Here is an 18,609-nt window from a genome sequence, read left to right as displayed (position 1 = left end):
CCAACCAGCCGCCCCGCACCGCCGACACGGCTCACCACCGCCCACACCGCCGAGACGGCCAACCAGCCGCCTCGGGGCCGCCGAGACGGCCGCCGCGACCACATCGCACTGCGGGACGGCCAACCAGCCGCCCCGCACCGCCGACACGGCTCACCACCGCCCACACCGCCGAGACGGCCAACCAGCCGCCTCGGGGCCGCCGAGACGGCCGCCGCGGCCACGTCGCACTGCGAGGACGGCGAGGACGGCCGACAGCCGCCCGGCACAGTCAGGAGGCCACGGCGGCCGCTCGGCACCGTGCGGAAGGCAGCGACAACCGCCCAGCCAGGACGGCACAGGCAACCGCCCCGCCCAACCAGGACGGACACGGCCGCCATCCCGCCCAGTCAGCAGGACCGCAGCAGCGACTGTCTGTGGATCGGTGACGATCAGGCAGCGCGTTCCCATCGGGCCTACTGCGGTGATCGGCTCGCGGATCTCGGCCTGGCCAAAGGGGCGGGCACACCCGGACGGGGGACAGGCGCGGTGCTCGACCCTCGGCTGGAGTCGTCGCTGGTGCTGCCGGTGGGCATGGTGTTAGCCGGCTCGTCGGTGGCCGGGCCCCACCTCTCGGTGGTGGTCCGGCCCCTCGGGCCGGTCGTGGCGGCCGCACCGTCGGAACGGTGCGATCGCTTACGTCAGTCCTCGGACTCGTCCAGGTCACGGCGGTGGACCTTCATCCACGCCTCGACGTCTTCCGTCAGCCAGACCTTCCCTTGAGCCAGGTCAGCGACCGGCTTCGGGAAGTCGGCCCGGCTCGTGATCTGGTAGGCCCGCTGCCGGCTGACTCCGCCCAGACGAATGCGGATCTCGTGCGCGCCCATGAGTCGGATCGGCTTCACTCCCACATGATCGACCGTAGGCGTGAGACTATTAGCCCCACATCAACTTGATAGGAGACATCTAGTCTCCGAGCAATTATGGTGGACCCATGCCTAGAAGTCACGCGTCAATCCCTCCCGTACCCCATTCGCCCAGGCACCGCCGCGATTGGCGAACCGTGTGGCGTCGATGCATCTGCGGCCTTCGGGCTCCGTGCATAGACCGCCGCCTCCCCCCGACGCCGCCGCCCTTCCCTCCACAGCCCACTTCGGACCGGCCGCCACCATGCATGCCAATTCGGCCCGTTCACCCGCATCCGCTGAGAACACCCGTCAGCACACCCGCCAACCTGAGGCCGCCGGCCCGCTCAGGCATCACGGCCGACCCCGCGCGGTCGACGCTGCCGTCGAATACCGCCTACCGCGCACGGAGCCGGCTATCCCTCGCCGCAGCCTCCGACCCGGCGAGGACCTGGCTCGCACGGACCTCGCCTACCGAGCTGTCGCGGTCAGCTCGCCGATCTCGCGGCCGGCAGCAAGTCACCGCCGGGGAGCAGGACGAACCGAAGACCGGCCAAACGATCAAGCGGCAGTCGATGAGAGGAGCAGCCGAGGTCAAAACGGCAATGTGAGGGCGCCGAGGGGAAGACGACGTAAGGGCGCCGAGGGCAAAGCGACGTGAGGGCGCCGAGGGACGAGCGACATGAGGGCGCCGAGGGGAAGACGACGTGAGAGCGCTGAGGGAAGACGACGTGAGGGGTGCCCGGGGGAAGACGTGACAGCGATCAGGCGTGGTGAGCATTTGAACCTTCGTCCTCAGTGGAGTTGCCGGGTTTGCGGGGAAGCCTGGCCGTGTGAGGACGCCAAGGTGAGCCTGCTTGTGGAGTATCGGGCGTTTCCGTCTCTGCTGCAGATCTATCTGTCGGCGCAGATGTATGACGCGCTCGATGATCTGCGGGCGCAGGGCACGGCGCGCGACGACCTTTACGAGCGGTTTCTCGAGTGGGCTCGGACGGGAGGCGCGAAAGGCTGACGGAACCACGGGGCCGTGTGGGAACGGGCGACGGCCTGGCCTTGGTGTGGCATTGCTGCCGACCCTGGCCTGGACCGTCGCCCGCCCTGTCGCCCGATCAAGCTCGGCCTTCTCAGTGCGACAAGGCCTAGTGTAGTTATGTTGGGCTGTAGGTACAACATGATGGAGGACTGTGGCACCGTTAGAATGGCCGCCATGATCGATCACTCCGCGGACCGCGCGGTCTTTCGCCAGCTGGCGGACTTGTTGCGGCGGCAGATCGAGTCCGGGGAGTTGGCGCCCGGGGATCCGTTGCCGAGTGAGTTGCGGCTGGCGGACGACTACGGCATCAGTCGGACCACGGTTCGGCAGGCGATCGGGCAGCTGCGCAGCGAGGGTCTGGTCACTGTGGACCGGCCGCGCGGCACGTTCGTCCGGGTACCGGAGCCGGTCGAGGTGATCACCCTCGCCCGCGGCGCGCATGTCGGCGCTCGCATGCCCACCGATGCGGAGCGGCGGAAGTACCGCCTGGGCGAAGGTGTGCCCATGCTGGTCGTCACCGCCCAGGACGGAACCGAGACGGTCCACCCTGCCGACCGCGTCCAGCTCAGCCGCCCCTGACGAGGACGGTCCACGGCACAGCAACGCCGGAAACAGCGAAACGCTGCCACGCGAGCGGATCGGGAAGGACGCCGCGAAACCAGCAAGCACCGCACGGCACGGGCTGAGGCGGTAACGAGCACGGGCAAAGAGCAGGAGCAGACAGGCTCGGACGAGAGCCGCCGCAGGCTGGAGCAGGCACGGACGGCGCAGGCAGGGGCGGCGCAGGCACGGACGGCGCGCGGCACGGGCACGGACGGCGCGCGGCACGGACGTGGGCACGGGCCGACACGGGCGTGGGCGGGAGTGAACTGGGTCAGGCTCGGGTTTTTCGGCGGTAACCGGTCTCGGTGTGCCAGGACTCGATGACCAGGTGGTCGGCGGGGGTGCCGACGTAGGTCAGGGCCACCTCCCTGATGTCGACGCGGAAGAAGCCAGCGCCCACGTGTGGGGTGTCCGGCGGTGCGGGGACCTCGACGGCCAGGCCGGCGAGTTTGGCGTCGCCGGGGCCGGACTCCGGGTTCTCCTTCGGCGGTTCCAGGGTTGGGCAGTGCATGGCCAGCCGCGGGTCGCGGCGGAGGTCGCGCAGCTTGAGAGAATCCTGCATCATGCCGAAGGTGATCTCGCCGTCCTCGAACTGCGCCTCGATCGCGCTGATCCGCGGCGAGCCGTCCTTGCGCAGGGTGGCGATGGTCTTGTTGGTGCCGGCCTCGAACAGCGACCGCACCCGCGCCGCGAACTCGGGCGCCTCGTTCTCGATCTCTTCCCAACGTGCCATGACGACGACCCTAGAACCGGGGTATGACAGAAACACGCGAGAAACGGGGGACGATGCGGATCCGGGAACTTCACCAGGAACTGCCGCTTGCGCTCCGGGAGGCGGTGGACGAGTTCGGCCGTCATCTGGCGGTTGTGGACGGCCGGTCGGAGCACACCGTTCGGGCGTATCTGGGGGACGTCGTCTCACTGCTGGACTACGCCGCGCGTGAAGGAAGGACCAATCCCGCAGATCTGGACATCACGGTCCTGAGGGGCTGGCTGGCGGCGCGGATGAGCGGCGGCGCGGCGCGGACCTCCCAGGCCAGGCGGGCGGCGGCGGTCCGCGCGTTCACCGGCTGGGCGCATCGCACCGGCCGCGCGCCCACCGACCCGGGTGCCCAGCTGGCTAGTCCGCGGGCTCATCGGAGTCTCCCCCCGGTGTTGCGCACCGATCAGGCCGCCGATCTCGTGACAGGAACGACGGCGGCAAACCCGGAGGAGACCACTGCGATCCGGGACCGGGCCGTTCTGGAGATGCTTTACGCCACAGGGGTACGCGTAAGCGAGCTCTGCAACCTCAACCGGTCCGACATAGACCACGCCCGTCAGGTCATCCGCGTGATGGGAAAGGGCGCCAAGGAACGAGCCGTCCCGTACGGCAACCCGGCCCGCGAAGCCCTCGCCGACTACCTGCGCGCGGCCCGCCCCCAGCTGACCACCAGGTACAGCAAGGACGCCCTCTTCCTCGGCTCCAAGGGCGGCCGCCTCCAGCCCACCGTCGTCCGCCGCGTCGTCGCCCGCGCCGCTCAGGCCGCCGGTCTGCCGCACACCAGCCCGCACGACCTGCGCCACTCCGCCGCCACGCATCTGCTCGACGGCGGCGCCGATCTGCGAGCCGTCCAGGAGCTCCTGGGACACAGCTCACTGTCGAGCACCCAGATCTACACCCATGTCTCCACCGAGCGCCTCCGGGCGGCGTTCAAACAGGCACACCCGCGGGCCTGAGCACGTACGATCCACAGCATGAGCGCCGAAGATCCGCCCCGGTCCATCCCCGGCGCCCGGCTCCTGTTCAGCCTGGACCCGGCGGTGTCCTATCTGAACCATGGCTCCTTCGGCGCTCTGCCGATCGGCGTGCAGCGGGCCCAGCAGCGCCTGCGCGACGAGGTCGAGTCGAACCCGCTGCGCTTTTACGGCCTCGGGCTGATGGACCGCATCGTCCACACCCGACGGCACCTCGCGATGTTCCTGGGCGCCGACCCGGACGGCAGCGCGCTCGTGCAGAACACCACCGCCGCCGTCTCGCTGATCCTGCAGTCGGTGCGGCCCGGGTCGAGCGACGAGGTGCTGCTGACCGACCACGCGTACGGCGCTGTCGCCATGGCCGTCCGCCGCCAGTGCCGCCGCACCGGGGCGAGTGCCCGCACCGTGGCCGTGCCGATCGGCGCACCGCCCGCCGAGGTGGTCGCAAGGATCCGCGCGGCACTGCGCCCGGGCCGGACCAGGCTGCTCGTCGTCGACCAGCTCGCCTCCGCCACCGCGATGCTCTTCCCGGTACGCAAAATCGTCGCCACCGCCCGCTCCCTCGACATCCCGGTCCTGGTCGACGCCGCGCACGTCCCCGGCATGCTCCCCGTGGACGTGGCCGCGATCGGCGCCGACTTCTGGGTCGGCAACCTGCACAAGTGGGGCTGGGCCCCGCGTGGCACCGCGCTTCTGCACGTCGCGCCCGCCTGGCGACGGCGGATCGACCCGCTCGTCGTGTCCTGGGAGCAGGAGCAGGGCTTTCCGCTGTCGGTTGAGTTCATGGGGACGATCGATTACACGACGTGGCTCGCGGCCCCGGCCGGGATCTTCACGTTGCGCACGCTCGGACTGGACAACGTCCGCGGGCACAATGAGGCGCTTGCCGCGTACGGTCAAAGGGTTGTCGGTGAGGCCCTCGGCCTCGCGCCCTCCGACCTGCCGCACCCCGGCGGACCGGGGGTCTCGATGCGCGTGGTCCCGCTGCCCGCCGGCGTCGCCACCACCATGCCCGAGGCGCAGGCTCTCCGCGTGCGGCTCTCCGACAAGCTGGCTGTGGAGACCGCGGTGAACGCGTGGGGTGGTCGCGGATGGCTGCGGCTGAGCGCCCAGGTCTACAACCGGCCGGAGGAATACCACCACCTGGCCGAGCACCTGCCCGCGCTGCTCAGCGAGCTCCAGAACCGCTGAGCGGCAGCAGGCGGACGCGGCCCAGCAGCGCGAGCGGGTCGAGGTAGGAGGACCCGCGCCGCAGGCCCCAGTGCAGACAGGCCTCCACCGTGCACCCCGGATGCCCCGCCGACACCGCGCCCAGCGGCCCTCCCGCCGCGACCGTGTCCCCCGCCGCAACCGACGGGGTGACCGGCTCATAGGTGGTCCGCAGACCGCCCCGGTGAGCCACGCTCACCACGCCCCGCCCGGCGAGGACTCCCGCGAAGACCACCGTCCCGGGTCCGGCCGCACGGACGACCGCACCGGGACGCGCGGCGAGATCGACACCGCGATGGCCCGCCAGCCACGGCGCGGGTGGTGGTGAGAACGGCCGGACCACCCACAGCGGGGCGACCGGGAAGACCGGCGCGGCCGAGAACGTGAGAAGAGCTGAGAGCAGCACGGAGAGCATGCCGACCACCCTGCCCGGAACGGCACCCGGACGCGGCCGGCCCTGTGGACGGCCGCGAACTGTGGATTACCCGCCGAAGCCCGCGTCGTCCGGTAGGGAGATGTCGGGCTTCTCCAGCTCCTCGACGTTCACGTCCTTGAACGTCATCACCCGCACGTTCTTCACGAAGCGGGCCGGCCTGTACATGTCCCAGACCCAGGCGTCGTGCATCTCGACCTCGAAATACACCTCGCCGTCGGAGTTGCGCACGTGCAGGTCCACCTGGTTGGCCAGGTAGAACCGGCGCTCGGTCTCCACCACGTAGGAGAACTGGCGGACGATGTCGCGGTACTCCCGGTAGAGCTGCAGCTCCATCTCGGTCTCGTACTTCTCGAGATCCTCTGCGCTCATCGTGTCTCGCCCTCCATGGCCTCATCTTCCCCCACCGACGGCGACGGCTGAGGCTGCTCGCCCGACGCCACGCCGACGGTACCCTCAGCGGCCTCCGGAAGCAGCAGCGGCTCCGTAACGGTCACGTCGAAAAGCGACGGCGCCACGACCACCGCCGGGTCCGCGGGACGGCGTGCCCGCGGCGGCCGGTTGCCGCGTCCGGAGGCGGCCGCGACATTGACGTACGAGAAACGGTGTTCCGCGCAGGGCCCGTGCCGGGTCAGCGCGGTGCTGTGCTCGTCGGTGATGTAACCCTTGTGCACCGCGAACCCATAGTGCGGGTATTTGGAGTCGAGTTCCACCATGAGGCGGTCCCGGGTGACTTTCGCCAGAACGCTGGCCGCCGCCACGCAGGCCGCGACCCGGTCGCCCTTCCACACCGCGAGGCCGGGCACCCCGAGGCCGTCGACCGGGAAGCCGTCGGTGAGCACGTAGTCCGGCCGGACGGTGAGCGAGGCGAGCGCGCGGCGCATCGCGGCGAGGTTGCACACGTGCAGGCCGCGCGAGTCGACCTCGGTCGGCGGAATGATCATCACGGACCAGGCGAGCGCGCGGGCGACGACCTCGTCGTAGACGCGCTCCCGTGCGGCGGCGGTGAGCAGCTTGGAGTCGGCCAGTCCGGGGACCTCGCCGCGCTTGCCCTCGGGCAGGATCGCCGCGGCGGCCACCAGCGGACCGGCGCAGGCACCACGGCCGGCCTCGTCGGCGCCGGCCACGTTGCGGAAACCGCGGCGCTGCAGGGCCTGCTCCAGCGCGTAGAGCCCGGCTTCGCGACGGACGACGGTGCGGGGTGGGGCCAGCATCTAGACCGTCACCCGCCGCAGCAGATCGGCCAGGTCGGCCGGAAAGATCAACTCGTCGCTCGCCTCGATCTCGGCGGCCGACCACCAGCGGTGCTCGAAGATCGTGAGCTGTTCCTCGGCGTCCATCCCGGCCGTGTCGACCTGCCAGTCCGCCACGCGCAGCAGGAAGAAGTCCTGACTCTGCCGGTATTGCCGACCGTCGTACTCGAATTCGGCGACCTCGCTGAACACCGGCTCGCCCAGCTCCTCCGGCGGCACCCGCAGGCCGGTCTCCTCGAACAGCTCGCGGGCCGCCGCCTCCGGCACGGTCTCGCCGTCGTCCAGGCCGCCGCCGGCGGTGAACCACCAGCGCGTGCCGGGCCGAGCCGGATCGCCCCCGTGCAGCAGGAGCACCCGGCCCGCCAGGTCGACGAGAAGCACGCGGCCGGCGCGGCGGTCAATCACGGTCACGGAAACAAGGCTACTTACCCGCGGCATCGGGGATCGCGTCATACCCCTCCGGCACCGACAGCCAGGTCGCCCGGCTCGCCGGCCAGAAGACGGTGAACGCCCGCCCGACGACCGAGTCGATCGTGATCGTCGCATCGTCGATCTTGCCGGCCTCGTCGGTGGCGGTGCTCTGCTCGTAGTGCTCCAGGGAGTCGCCGGAGGCCTCCCGGTGATCACCCATGACCCAGAGCCGGCCCGGCGGGACGGTGATGTTGAACTCCTGGTCGGCCACCTGGTTCCGGGTGCCGTCCGCGTCGGTGTAGATGTACGGCTCGTCGAGCGACTGGCCGTTGATCTTCAGACGCTGCTGTTCGTCGCAGCAGACCACGTTGTCGCCGGGGGTGCCGATGACCCGCTTGATGAAGTCCTCACCCTCGGCGCCGGACTGCCAGTCGGTGGGCGCCTTGAAGACCACGATCTCGCCCCGGCGGGGCTCCCGGAAGTCGTAGACGAGCTTGTTGACCAGCACCCGGTCCCACACGTTGAGGGTGTGTTCCATCGAGGGGGACGGGATGTAGAAGGTCTGCAGGACGAAGGCGCGAACCAGAACAGCGACCAGGATCGCGACGCCCAGCAGGATCGGAAGCTCGCGCCAGAACGACCCCCGGCGCTTTTCGGTCTGCTCGTCAATCACGCTCGGAGCCTACGTCGTCGAGTCACGAACGACATGCCGGAACGCGCGGATAAAACCACGGTGAGCAAGAGCGGGAAAATGTCCGCGGCGACGACGGGCGCCTCTTTCGGCTGCGGAGCAGCGCGTACGCCGGCCGCAGTCGGATGTTCCTCTTCGAACCGCTTCCACACGTCGGGCACGTCCAGGCTGGTGAACCTGTCGCTCGGCCAGACGACCACGAATGCCCGCCCGATGATGTTCTCGATCGGCACCGGACCCTGGCAGCGGGCGTCCTGCGAGACCGACCGGTGGTCGCCCATCACGAACATCTGACCCGCCGGCACCGTCAGCTCGTTGAAGCGGCGACTGGTGCACTGCCCGGCGATCGGCGGCTGGTTGAGGTCGGAGTTGAAACCCTCAGCGATGTACGCCTCGTCGATGCCGACCCCGTTGACGGTGATCCGGCCCTGCTCGTCGCAGCAGGCGACCTTGTCACCCGGAAGGCCGATCACCCGTTTGATGAAGTCGCGCTCACCGGGACGGCTGACGCCCACCAGGTCGCCGACGGTCCGGCCGAGCTTCGCCAGGAACGCGTTGCTGACCGGCTCGGTGACCTCGGGGGCCCAGTCGTCGGTGCCGCGGAAGACCACGATCTCGCCGCGCAGCGGGTCGCGCATGTCGTAGACGACCTTGTTGACCAGAACCCGGTCCTGGATCTCCAGCGTGCTCTGCATCGACCCGGAGGGGATGTAGAACGCCTGCACCAGGAAGGTCCGGATCAGGACCGCCAGGCAGAAGGCGACGATCAGCAGGAGCGGCAGCTCCTGCCAGAGCGGCATCTCCTTGCGTCGAAGGACCCCCCGACGCCGCCGAGAAGCCGGGCCATAGCCTTCCATCGGTTCCACGCTTCGCATCTCCCGCCGTCCGCCGGCCGAACCGCCCCCGGATACAGCACTACCGCCCGAGTTTCCCGGCTAGGGGAAGTTACGAGCGGTAGGACTGAAATGGTTCACCTCGAACCGTCCGGCACACAGGCGCAAGCGTAGTTCGCCCGCGCCTGTTTGTGCCGCACCAGTTTTCGGTCAGACGGTCTGCTTCTCCCGCAGCTCCTTGATCTTGGCCTTCTTGCCGCGGAGCTCACGCAGGTAGTAGAGCTTGGCGCGACGCACGTCACCGCGGGTGACGACCTCGATCCGGTCGAGCGCCGGGCTGTTGATCGGGTAGGTCCGCTCGACACCGACGCCGAAGCTGATCTTCCGGACCTTGAAGGTCTCTCGCAGGCCGGCACCGTGGCGAGCGATCACGACGCCCTGGAAGACCTGGACACGAGACCGGTTACCTTCGACGACCCGGGCGTGCACCTTGACGGTGTCACCGGCGCGGAAGTTGGGAGTGTCGGTGCGCTGCGACTGGGCGTCGAGAGCGTCCAGCGTGTTCATCGCTGCATCCTCGTCGTGCTAGGCGCACCGGGAGTTCGGTGCGCGGTGGGTGATTCTGACCCTCCGTAATTGAAGAGGGTCCTCGTCCCGACCCACGGCGTGGGGCGAGACGGCAACCTCCCTACTCTGCCACACGAGGAGGGGGGATCTGTAATCCGGCCTCGGCCAGCGCCTTCCGGTCCTTCTTGTCGAGGTTCTCCGGCGGATAGGCGGCCCACATGTCCGGACGCCGGCCGGCGGTCCGCAGCATGCTCTGATCGCGCCGCCAGCGGGCGATCCGGCCGTGGTCGCCGGAGCGGAGCACCTCCGGGACCTCGCGGTCGCGCCAGGTGGCCGGTTTCGTGTAGACCGGGGCCTCCAGCAGACCGGCCGCGTGCGACTCCTCGGTGAGTGAGTCGGCGTTGCCCAGCACACCGGGCAGCAGCCGGGTGACCGCCTCCAGGATCACGATGACCGCGACCTCGCCGCCGAACAGCACGTAGTCGCCGAGGGAGACCTCGCGGACCGGCATCCGGGACGCGGCGTCGTCGATCACCCGCTGGTCGATGCCCTCGTACCGGCCGCACGCGAAGATCAGGTGGTTCAGCTCGGCCAGCTCGTGCGCGTCGGCCTGAGTGAAGGGCTTGCCGACCGGCGAGGGCACGATCAGGGTGGCGTCCGGCGAGGCGACGGCGTCCAGGGCCTGCCCCCACGGTTCGGGGCGCATGACCATCCCCGGGCCTCCGCCATAGGGACTGTCGTCCACGGTCCGATGGACGTCGTTGGTCCAAGTGCGCAGATCGTGCACGGAAAGATGCAAAAGCCCGGAAGTCCGGGCCTTGCCGATCAGTGACAGGTCGAGCGGCCCGAAGTAATCCGGAAAAATCGTGACAATATCGACACGCACTAGAGGTCCAGCAGTCCTTCGGGCAGGTCGACCACGATCCGGCCGCCGGCCAGGTCCACGGTCGGCACGATCGCCGTCACGAACGGGATGAGAGCCGTGCCCCCGCCCGCCTTGGCGAGCACGATCAGGTCCGAGGACGGCGCGTGGTCGATGCGCTGCACGGTCCCGAGTTCCGCCCCGTCGACGGCGACCACTCGCAGGCCCACCAGCTGGTGGTCGTGGAACTCCTCGGGGTCCTCCGGCGGCGCCAGGTCGGCGCTGTCCACCTGGAGGAAGACGCCACGCAGTGCCTCGGCGACATTGCGGTCGGAGATGCCCTCGAAGACCGCGATCCCTCGGCCCTGATGCCAGCGGATCGACTCGAGGACGAGCCGCTGGGGAACTTCGAAACGAACGCCCGGGGCAGCCGCAGCCGCCGGGCCGACGTTCACACGGCGGTCCCTGGGGACCTCCGTGACGAACACCGACCCGGACGTGAAGCGTTCCTCGGGCTCGTCGGTCCGCACGATCACCGAGACCTCGCCCCGGATCCCGTGCGGTTTACCGATCTGGCCGACGACGAGCAGCACTCAAACTCCCTTTGCAGTACGGCGAAGCCGTTTAGGAAGCTTGTCAGTAGGCGTCGACGATGTCGACGCGGATGCCACGCCCGCCGATCGAACCGATCACCTGACGCAGGGCCTTGGCCGTCCGCCCGCCGCGCCCGATGACCGTTCCCAGGTCCTCCGGGTGCACGCGGACCTCGAGCCGCTTGCCACGGCGCGAGTCGACCAGCCGGACCCGGACGTCGTCCGGGTTGTCGACGATGCCCTTGACGAGGTGCTCCAGCGCGGGCCGGAGCGCCCCGTCAGCTCGCGTCGGCGCCGGCACCGGCCGGGTCCTCAGCGGTCTCGGCGACGGCCTCGCGGTTCGGCTCGGCCGGCTCGGCGGGCTTCGACTCGGCCTTGGCCTCGGCGGGCTTCTCGGCCTTCGCGCCCTTCTTCGGCGTGGTGGCCGGCTTGGTGTCGGCGAGACCGGCGGCCGCCTTGGCCTCCGCCTCGTACACCTCGGTCTTGTTCTGCTTGCTCGGCGCGACGAGCAGCGGCGCCGGGGCCGGCTGGCCCTTGAACTTCTGCCAGTCGCCGGTCTTCTCGAGGATGCGCTGCACGGGCTCGCTCGGCTGGGCGCCGACGGAGAGCCAGTACTGAATCCGGTCGGACTTCACCTCGATGACCGAGGGGTGTTCCTTCGGCTGGTAGATGCCGACGTACTCGATGGCGCGGCCGTCACGCTTGGTGCGCGAGTCGGCGACGACGATGCGGTACTGCGGGTTGCGGATCTTGCCCATCCGCAGAAGCCGGATCTTTACGGCCACGGTGATTAGCTCCCGATAAAAGCGTGGTTGAGTCGAACGGAGCCCACGTGGGGTTGCGGGACCGATGACTCGTGGACTGGCTTGTGCGACGAGGGGTTAGAGGGCGCCTCACGCATGCCGGATACCAGACGCCATTCTGCCAGATGAACGAGGGCGTCTCCCAATCGGGCCTGGCCACACCCAAAATCAAGATCAAGGGCTTCATGTCGTGCCTGAGTGGGTGGTGCTGACCGTCGCTCCCGCCGAGGCCGGGCCGGGGCCCACCTTCGGTGGCCCTGGCCCTTCATTCTGCGTGCGTGGGGAAGATCAAAACCGGACCGCACGCGGGCGGTCCCAGCCCGCGGGGACCTCGGCAGGCACGGGCCAGGCGGGGTCGGGGTGGAAGTCGGTCCAGGTGCCGTCGAAGGGGAAGTCGCCGGCCTCGATGTGTTTGACGACACGGCGGCCCTCGGCCCACACTGCGGCCTCGTCCGCCACCCAGTAGTGCGACGGGAGGGCGAGGCGCTCGGCGAACTCGTCCTCGTCCTTCCAGCGCCAGGAGCGGTCCGGCATCACCTCGATGTCGAGGTCCTGGTCGACCACGTCGACGCCGGCGATGCTGCCGTCGTCCCAGCGGACCGCGTGCTCCTCGAGGTTGACGTACCAGTTCTTGAAGACGCCGTCCGGGGTGCGGAAGAACCAGACCGAGTGATCGCTGCCGGGCGGGATGAACTTGAGGATGCCGGGGCCGCTCCAGGAGGAGGGCACCAGTTCGTGGTCCAGGGTCACCCACTCGGCGAACGGCATGTCACGCACACCACGGCCGTCCGCCGCCACCTCGATGATCGTCGGCGAGTGCGCGGCCAGCCAGAGCAGCAGCCCGCGCTCGTCGTCGGAGACCACCCGGCAGGGGCGGACGTTGACCAGCCGGCCGGCCGAGAAGTTCCGGTAGAGAACCGCCCGGCCGGGCGTGAACGGCCCGCTCAGTACGACCGGCCCAGGTAGGCGATCAGCTCCGGCTCCTCGTCGGACTCCGGCATCGAACCGTCCGGGCGGGTCAGGCAGCGGACCGTGACGGCCTTGCCGTTGGCCTCCTTCTCGCCCTCCTCGCCGACCGCCGACCACGGCACCCGGGCCCAGCCGGTCTGCGACGCCTCGATCGCCTCACCGAGGGTCTTCACGTCGACCGTGCGCTCCTCGCGGAACGCCAGGGCGTCGTCGAAGAGGCGCTGCTGGTCGGCCTTGAGCGAGGCCTGCACCATCGCGGCCACCTCGGCCAGCGCGATCGGGGTCTTCGAGCCGTCGACCCGCCGTGCCACGACGACGTTGCCGGTGGCCAGGTCGCGGGGACCCACCTCGATGCGGATCGGGATGCCCTGCAGCTCCGCGTCGACCGCGCGGCGGCCGAAGGGGATGTCCGCACGATCGTCGAGCTTTACGCGTACACCTGCGGTTTTGAGATCGTCGCGCAGCTTGATCGCCGCTTCCGTGACGCCGTCGCCCGCCTTGACCACCATGATCTGAACCTGCACCGGCGCCAGCCGGGGCGGAAGCCGCAGGCCGTTGTCGTCACCGTGCACCATGATCAGACCGCCGAGCATCCGGGTCGACGTGCCCCACGAGGTGGTCCAGGCATGCTCGACCGTGCGGTCGGCCGACGAGTACGTGATGTCGAACGCCTTCGCGAAGTTCTGCCCGAGCTCGTGCGACGTGCCCATCTGCAGCGCCTTGCCGTCGCCCATCATGGCCTCGACGGTCATCGTGTTGGTGGCGCCGGCGAACCGCTCACCCCGCGTCTTGCGGCCCGGAACCACCGGGATGGCCAGCAGATCCTCCATGAACGACTGGTAGACGTTCTTGTGGATGTCCCGGGCGTGCTCCCGCGCGTCGGCCTCGGTGGCGTGCGCGGTGTGGCCCTCCTGCCAGAGGAACTCGGTGGTCCGCAGGAACGTCCGCGGCCGCAGCTCCCACCGGACCACGTTGGCCCACTGGTTGAGCAGCAGGGGCAGATCACGGTACGAGTCGACCCACTTGGCCATGAACTCGCCGATCACCGTCTCGCTGGTCGGCCGGACCACCAGCGGCTCGGCGAGCTCCTTGCCACCGGCGTGGGTGACCACGGCCAGCTCCGGCGAGAAGCCCTCCACGTGGTCGGCCTCGCGGCGCAGATAGTTCTCCGGGATGAACAGCGGGAAGTACGCGTTCTGGACGCCCTGCTCCTTGATGCGGGCGTCCATGTCGCCCTGCATGCGCTCCCAGATGGCGTAGCCGACCGGCCGGATCACCATCGTGCCGCGCACCGGGCCGTTGTCGGCGAGCTGCGCCTTGGCGATGAGGTCCTGGTACCAGCGGGGGAAGTCCTCCGCACGGGGAGTGAGCACACGAGCCATGGGACGACATCCTAGTCTCGGCCGTCGTGCAACCTGCCGGGTGGGCGTCCCGTGTCCCTCTGCGGAGAAGGACGGGGTGACGGATGGACTTCGATGGCTTCTACCGGGACACCTCCCGGAGGCTGTTGCGGTACGCGTACGGACTGACCGGTGATCCGGCCGAGGCACAGGACCTGGTCCAGGAGGCGTACGCGCGCGCCTGGCAACGATGGCGCCGGGTGTCCGGTTACGAGGACCCGGAGGCGTGGCTGCGCCTGGTCGTCAACAGGTTGTCCACCGATCGCTGGCGGCGGCTGTTCGTCCGGCGCGACCACGCGGCACGGGAACGGCCTCCGGTGCCCGTGCCGCCGCCCTCGGAGAACACCGTCCTGCTGGTCCAGGCGATGCGTGAGCTGCCGGACGCGCAGCGCCGGGCGCTCGCCCTGCACTACCTGCTCGACCGGTCGATCGCCGAGATCGCGGCGGAGACCGGCGCCTCGCAGGGCACCGTCAAGTCCTGGCTGTCCCGCGGCCGCACCACCCTCGCCGCTGTGATCACCCCTCGGGAAGGAGTGCGCCGTGCCGGTTGACCTCGATGAGCTGTTCACGGCGATGCGCTCGGACGCCGACGCCGTCCCGCTGGGCCCGGCCGCGACCGCCCGGGAACGCGGGCGGCAGCGCAACCGGAACCGCGCGATCCTGGCCGCTGCCGCGGCCGTCCTGGTGCTGGTCACCGGCGTCGGCACGGTGATGCGGTACGGGCAGCAGGAGAAGACGCTCCCGGCCGGGCCGGTGAACCGGATCCGCGGACTGGAACCGGTCGGCCGGCCGATCGTGTTCGGCGGCGAGGGCAGCACCTGGAGAACGACGGTGTCGTACGGCGACCGGATCTACGGCGTCTCGGAGCTGAGGAACGGCGAGAACCGGGTGGTCGCCGTTGACGCGGCCACCGGCAAGCTCGCCTGGGCGGCGGGCCCGTTCCATCCGTTCTACGACTACGGCGGGCCGATCATGGCGGACGGCAGCCTGCTGGTCGTCGACCCGCACTCCGCCGGGACGAGCCTCAAGTTTCTGAAACCGGCCAACGGTGCGGGCGGGCTGAGCCTCGGCTACGACGACAGCATCCGGATGGTGATCGGCGACGGCATCCTCGTCACGCACGGCACGAAGACCGGGCTCACCTCGGCGTACGACCTGGCCAAGGGCACGCGGCTGTGGCGGACGTCCGACGGCGCGGGCCGGACCACCACGATCCTGGGGATGCAGACCGGCGCCTACGACCGGGTCGAGGCCTACTACGGGCCGCCGCTGACGATCAGCGACGACGGGTTCGTCCAGATCGGCAAGGACGGGCGGGTGCGGGTGCGGGACATGGGTACCGGCGCGACGCGGATCGAGCTGCCGGCGGGGGCGCCGGGGGCGCAGAGCCCGGTGGCGTACGACGGGCAGCTCATCGCCGGATACCGGGACGAGGAGACCGGCCGCTACCAGATCAAGATTACCGACCTGACCGGCGAGTCCGGCACGCCACGGCTGGTGTACGAGCCGACCGTGGAGAGCGGTGCCCGTACCGTCCTGCCGTGCGGCACCGGCCGCATCTGTGTCGGCCGCCAGGAGCCCAGCGGTGTCGTCGCCGTGGACACCGCTCGTCAGGCCGAGCTGTGGACCGCGTCGCTGCCCACCCAGTTCACCGCGGTCACCCAGTCGCGCGGCGGCCGGGTGCTCGTCGGCGACGCCGGGCAGACCGCGCTCCACGACCAGGACGGCCGCGCCCTGATCGCCGGCCCCGGCGACGGCCGGTTCGTCGACGACGAGAACGTGCTGTGGCAGGAGCAGGCGGAGTCCGGCGTGGTCCTGTCCGCGGTCTCGGCCACCGACGGCAGCCGGATCCGGATCGGCGAAACACCTCCACGCGGCGGCAACTGCACCTGGACCGACGAGTACCTGGCCTGCCCGGTCAGCCCCGGCGAGGGCGCCTCCGAACTCCGCATCTGGCGCTTCACCAGAGGACGATGATGAGCAAACTTCGCAGGATTCTCAGCGTGGGCGCCGCCGTGCTGGCGCTCGCCGGCTGCTCCCAGCGGGCGGACCGGCCGCCGGTCGAGCAGGCCGGTGACCGGGTCACCGGCCTGACGCCCGTGGGCAGCCCGATCACCCTGTTCGGCCCGACCGCCGACAAGCTGGTCAGCACCAGCGCCGTCGCCGGCGGGCGGATCTTCACGGCGTCCGGGGCCTGGTACGAGCCGTTCAAGATGATCGCCGTGGACGCCACCACCGGTGCCACCGCGTGGGACATGGGCCCGGTGTCGACGTTCGACGTCAACGTCGGGCCGATGGTGTTCCACGGCGCGCTGCTGGTCGGGCTCCGCTCCCGGATCGAGGTACGGGACCCGGCGACCGGCGACCTGCGCTGGGCACTGCCGACCACGGGGCACAACGCCGTGGTCAGCGACTCGGTGGTGGCGGACGTGGTGGACGGCGGGGTGACCGAGGGGTACGACCTGGCGACCGGCCGCAAGCTCTGGACGGTCCCGCCGCCGGGCGGTGACAGGCCGGTCAAGCAGACGGGCATGCGGACCGGCGACGAGTACTCGCCCGAACCCGGCGCCCGCCGCGAGATCCGGATCAGCGACGGGCAGCTGGTGCAGCTCACCGCCACGGGCCGGGTGCTGTTGCGGGACATGGCCACCGGCAAGCTCGTCGGCGACGCGCCGGGCGGGTTCCGGCCCGGCAACTCCACCACGCTGATCGGTTACCAGGGCACGGCCTACCTGGGCAACACCAAGGAGATCCTCGCCGCGGACCCGGCCACCGGGAAGACCCGGAACTTCTTCACGGGCACGCACCCCGGTCTGTTCCCGTGCGGCGCCGAACTCATCTGTGTCGTCTCCGGCGGGACGATGATCGCGAAACGGCCGGACGGCACCGAGGCCTGGCGCTCACCGCGGGCGGACATGCACCTGTTCGGGACCTTCCGCGCCGACCGGATCGCCGTGCGCGCGATAGTCGGCCAGGCTCTGTACACGTCCGACGGCGAGGTCCTCTACGAGAACGAGTCGCAGACCGACATCGGCTGGATCGACGACGACAACCTGCTGGCCCTGGTCGGCGTCGGCGGGCAGGGGAGGGTCGACATCGTGGCGGTCGCGGCCGAGGACGGACGGGCGACCACGATCGGCACACTCCCGCCGGTGGAGCCCGACTGTTCGTGGTCGGATCAGGTCCTCGCCTGCCGCGACGGGACCGAACTGAAGATCTGGAAGTTCACCCGCTGATCACTTGAAGACCCCGCCCCGCAGGACGATCCTGCGGGGCGCCTTCACCACTCGCAGATCCACGCGCGGGTCGGCGTCGTAGACCACCAGGTCCGCGAGGCCGCCCTCGACCAGCCCGCCGAAGCCCAGCCACTCCCGCGCCTTCCACGACGCGGCGGCCAGCACATCGGCCGCCGGGATGCCGGCCTCGTGCAGCGCGAGCATCTCGTCGGCGGCCAGCCCGTGCGAGATCCCGCCGCCCGCGTCGGTGCCCACATAGATCGGCACGCCGGCCTCGTGAGCAGCCAGCACCACCGACGGGAACCGGTCGCGCATGGCGATCATGTGGTCCGCGTACCCCGCGAACCTCTCCCGCGCCTGCTCGGCGATTTTCCCGAACGTCCGGATGTTGATCATCGTGGGCACCAGCGCCGTGCCCCGCCGGGCCATCTCGTCGATCAGGTCGAGCGACAGCCCCGTGCCGTGCTCAACCGAGTCCACCCCGGCCCGCACCATGATCTCCACGCCCTCCTCGGAGAACGTGTGCACCGCGGCGCGCGCACCGGCGGCGTGTGCGGCCTCCACCGCCACGGCCATCGTCGCCGCGTCCCAGCTCGGCGCGAGGTCGCCCACCTCCCGGTCGATCCAGTCGCCGACCAGCTTCACCCAGCCGGTGCCCGCCTTGGCCTGCGCTGTCACGGCGGCGGCAACCTCACCCGCCGCCACCTCCACACCGATGTCACGCAGATAGCGGCGGGGCGCGGCCACGTGCCGCCCCGCGCGGGCGAGGCGGGGCATGCCCGGTTCGTCATCAAGTTCGGGGTACGGGTACGGCGAGCCGGCGTCCCGCAGCGCCAGAACCCCCGCGTCCCGATCCACCACGGCCAGCTCACGGGCCTGGTCAAGGCTCTCGATCGGCCTCGCACCGGGCGCGATACCCAGGTGACAGTGCGCGTCCACGAGCCCCGGCACGACCCACCCGCCGTCACTGATCGTCTCCGCGCCGGTGACCGGCTCGAACGTGACCCGGTCCCCCACCAGCCACAGATCCCGAACCACACCGTCCGGCAGAACCGTCCCACGCACATGCAGAGCCATGAGACAGTCCTACCGGAT

The 18,609-nt window shown here is 70.2% G+C and carries 23 protein-coding genes; 7 read left to right on the top strand and 16 right to left on the bottom strand.

Going from position 1 to position 18,609, the window contains the following annotated elements:
• Window positions 1-677: 677 nt before the first annotated feature.
• Window positions 678-863, bottom strand: a complete 186-nt coding sequence (locus tag AB0M02_RS04570; RefSeq protein ID WP_052164533.1) for an AlpA family phage regulatory protein — start codon at window positions 861-863, stop codon at window positions 678-680.
• Window positions 864-1,728: 865 nt separating this feature from the next.
• Between AB0M02_RS04570 and AB0M02_RS04565 the strand changes: the two genes are divergently transcribed.
• Both AB0M02_RS04565 and AB0M02_RS04560 read left to right on the top strand, forming a co-directional pair.
• Entirely contained in the window at window positions 1,729-1,893 is a 165-nt protein-coding gene (locus AB0M02_RS04565) for a hypothetical protein (protein ID WP_364221322.1), read from the top strand.
• A gap of 195 nt (window positions 1,894-2,088) precedes the next feature.
• Complete coding sequence (locus tag AB0M02_RS04560; protein WP_364221319.1) at window positions 2,089-2,493, top strand: winged helix-turn-helix domain-containing protein; 405 nt, start codon at window positions 2,089-2,091, stop codon at window positions 2,491-2,493.
• A 295-nt stretch (window positions 2,494-2,788) separates the two neighbouring features.
• On the opposite strand, the gene AB0M02_RS04555 is transcribed toward AB0M02_RS04560, so the two are convergent.
• On the bottom strand, window positions 2,789-3,250 hold the full coding sequence (locus AB0M02_RS04555) for a pyridoxamine 5'-phosphate oxidase family protein (protein ID WP_364221316.1): 462 nt from the start codon (window positions 3,248-3,250) through the stop codon (window positions 2,789-2,791).
• Between the two features lie 23 nt (window positions 3,251-3,273).
• Between AB0M02_RS04555 and AB0M02_RS04550 the strand changes: the two genes are divergently transcribed.
• On the top strand, window positions 3,274-4,236 hold the full coding sequence (locus AB0M02_RS04550; protein WP_364221313.1) for a tyrosine recombinase XerC: 963 nt from the start codon (window positions 3,274-3,276) through the stop codon (window positions 4,234-4,236).
• Window positions 4,237-4,254: 18 nt separating this feature from the next.
• Entirely contained in the window at window positions 4,255-5,445 is a 1,191-nt protein-coding gene (locus tag AB0M02_RS04545) for an aminotransferase class V-fold PLP-dependent enzyme (RefSeq protein WP_364221310.1), read from the top strand.
• Here the strand turns inward: AB0M02_RS04545 and AB0M02_RS04540 are convergent.
• From AB0M02_RS04540 to proS, 13 genes are all read right to left on the bottom strand, one after another.
• Window positions 5,423-5,878 (bottom strand): M23 family metallopeptidase, encoded by a 456-nt coding sequence (locus tag AB0M02_RS04540; RefSeq protein ID WP_364221307.1) that lies wholly within the window; start codon window positions 5,876-5,878, stop codon window positions 5,423-5,425. The genes AB0M02_RS04545 and AB0M02_RS04540 overlap by 23 nt on opposite strands.
• A 66-nt stretch (window positions 5,879-5,944) precedes the next feature.
• A complete protein-coding gene (locus tag AB0M02_RS04535) occupies window positions 5,945-6,268 on the bottom strand; it encodes a DUF2469 domain-containing protein (RefSeq protein WP_014447123.1) in 324 nt (107 codons plus the stop codon).
• The gene (locus tag AB0M02_RS04530; protein WP_364221303.1) at window positions 6,265-7,110 is read right to left on the bottom strand and encodes a ribonuclease HII; all 846 of its coding nucleotides are present in this window, start codon (window positions 7,108-7,110) and stop codon (window positions 6,265-6,267) included. The genes AB0M02_RS04535 and AB0M02_RS04530 overlap by 4 nt, the downstream gene beginning before the upstream one ends.
• On the bottom strand, window positions 7,111-7,560 hold the full coding sequence (locus AB0M02_RS04525) for an NUDIX domain-containing protein (protein ID WP_364221300.1): 450 nt from the start codon (window positions 7,558-7,560) through the stop codon (window positions 7,111-7,113).
• A 10-nt stretch (window positions 7,561-7,570) separates the two neighbouring features.
• Window positions 7,571-8,233, bottom strand: coding sequence for a signal peptidase I (gene lepB, locus AB0M02_RS04520; RefSeq protein ID WP_364221297.1), 663 nt, complete (start codon window positions 8,231-8,233; stop codon window positions 7,571-7,573).
• Window positions 8,230-9,108 (bottom strand): signal peptidase I, encoded by an 879-nt coding sequence (lepB, locus tag AB0M02_RS04515; RefSeq protein WP_364221294.1) that lies wholly within the window; start codon window positions 9,106-9,108, stop codon window positions 8,230-8,232. The genes lepB (AB0M02_RS04520) and lepB (AB0M02_RS04515) overlap by 4 nt, the downstream gene beginning before the upstream one ends.
• Before the next feature lie 186 nt (window positions 9,109-9,294).
• Complete coding sequence (gene rplS / locus AB0M02_RS04510; RefSeq protein ID WP_364221291.1) at window positions 9,295-9,651, bottom strand: 50S ribosomal protein L19; 357 nt, start codon at window positions 9,649-9,651, stop codon at window positions 9,295-9,297.
• 121 nt (window positions 9,652-9,772) lie between these two features.
• A complete protein-coding gene (gene trmD, locus AB0M02_RS04505; RefSeq protein WP_364221288.1) occupies window positions 9,773-10,537 on the bottom strand; it encodes a tRNA (guanosine(37)-N1)-methyltransferase TrmD in 765 nt (254 codons plus the stop codon).
• Window positions 10,537-11,103 (bottom strand): ribosome maturation factor RimM, encoded by a 567-nt coding sequence (gene rimM / locus AB0M02_RS04500; protein WP_364222552.1) that lies wholly within the window; start codon window positions 11,101-11,103, stop codon window positions 10,537-10,539. Before rimM ends, trmD begins: the two co-directional genes overlap by 1 nt.
• Window positions 11,104-11,149: 46 nt before the next feature.
• Window positions 11,150-11,407, bottom strand: coding sequence for an RNA-binding protein (locus tag AB0M02_RS04495; protein ID WP_014447131.1), 258 nt, complete (start codon window positions 11,405-11,407; stop codon window positions 11,150-11,152).
• Window positions 11,385-11,891: a 30S ribosomal protein S16 gene (gene rpsP, locus AB0M02_RS04490; RefSeq protein ID WP_364221285.1), complete on the bottom strand. Its 507-nt coding sequence runs from the start codon at window positions 11,889-11,891 to the stop codon at window positions 11,385-11,387. The genes AB0M02_RS04495 and rpsP overlap by 23 nt, the downstream gene beginning before the upstream one ends.
• Before the next feature lie 306 nt (window positions 11,892-12,197).
• Window positions 12,198-12,857: a DUF402 domain-containing protein gene (locus AB0M02_RS04485; protein WP_364222549.1), complete on the bottom strand. Its 660-nt coding sequence runs from the start codon at window positions 12,855-12,857 to the stop codon at window positions 12,198-12,200.
• Window positions 12,854-14,260, bottom strand: a complete 1,407-nt coding sequence (gene proS, locus AB0M02_RS04480) for a proline--tRNA ligase (protein WP_364221282.1) — start codon at window positions 14,258-14,260, stop codon at window positions 12,854-12,856. Before proS ends, AB0M02_RS04485 begins: the two co-directional genes overlap by 4 nt.
• An 83-nt stretch (window positions 14,261-14,343) precedes the next feature.
• Here proS and AB0M02_RS04475 point away from each other — a divergent pair, with 83 nt between their 5' ends.
• Genes AB0M02_RS04475 through AB0M02_RS04465 form a run of 3 tightly spaced genes read left to right on the top strand, consistent with a single transcriptional unit; the run spans window position 14,344 to window position 17,514 of the window.
• Window positions 14,344-14,829 carry a SigE family RNA polymerase sigma factor gene (locus tag AB0M02_RS04475; RefSeq protein WP_364221279.1) on the top strand — a complete coding sequence of 162 codons (486 nt, stop codon included), beginning with the start codon at window positions 14,344-14,346 and terminating at the stop codon, window positions 14,827-14,829.
• On the top strand, window positions 14,819-16,255 hold the full coding sequence (locus tag AB0M02_RS04470) for a PQQ-binding-like beta-propeller repeat protein (protein WP_364221276.1): 1,437 nt from the start codon (window positions 14,819-14,821) through the stop codon (window positions 16,253-16,255). The genes AB0M02_RS04475 and AB0M02_RS04470 overlap by 11 nt, the downstream gene beginning before the upstream one ends.
• Window positions 16,255-17,514, top strand: a complete 1,260-nt coding sequence (locus AB0M02_RS04465; protein ID WP_364221273.1) for a PQQ-binding-like beta-propeller repeat protein — start codon at window positions 16,255-16,257, stop codon at window positions 17,512-17,514. Before AB0M02_RS04470 ends, AB0M02_RS04465 begins: the two co-directional genes overlap by 1 nt.
• Here AB0M02_RS04465 and AB0M02_RS04460 read toward each other — a convergent pair whose 3' ends face one another.
• The gene (locus AB0M02_RS04460; protein ID WP_364221270.1) at window positions 17,515-18,591 is read right to left on the bottom strand and encodes an amidohydrolase family protein; all 1,077 of its coding nucleotides are present in this window, start codon (window positions 18,589-18,591) and stop codon (window positions 17,515-17,517) included.
• Window positions 18,592-18,609: the final 18 nt, after the last annotated feature.

The organism is Actinoplanes sp. NPDC051861 (genome assembly GCF_040681145.1).
Classification (GTDB): domain Bacteria; phylum Actinomycetota; class Actinomycetes; order Mycobacteriales; family Micromonosporaceae; genus Actinoplanes.
This window is presented reverse-complemented; position numbering and strand designations above follow the sequence as displayed.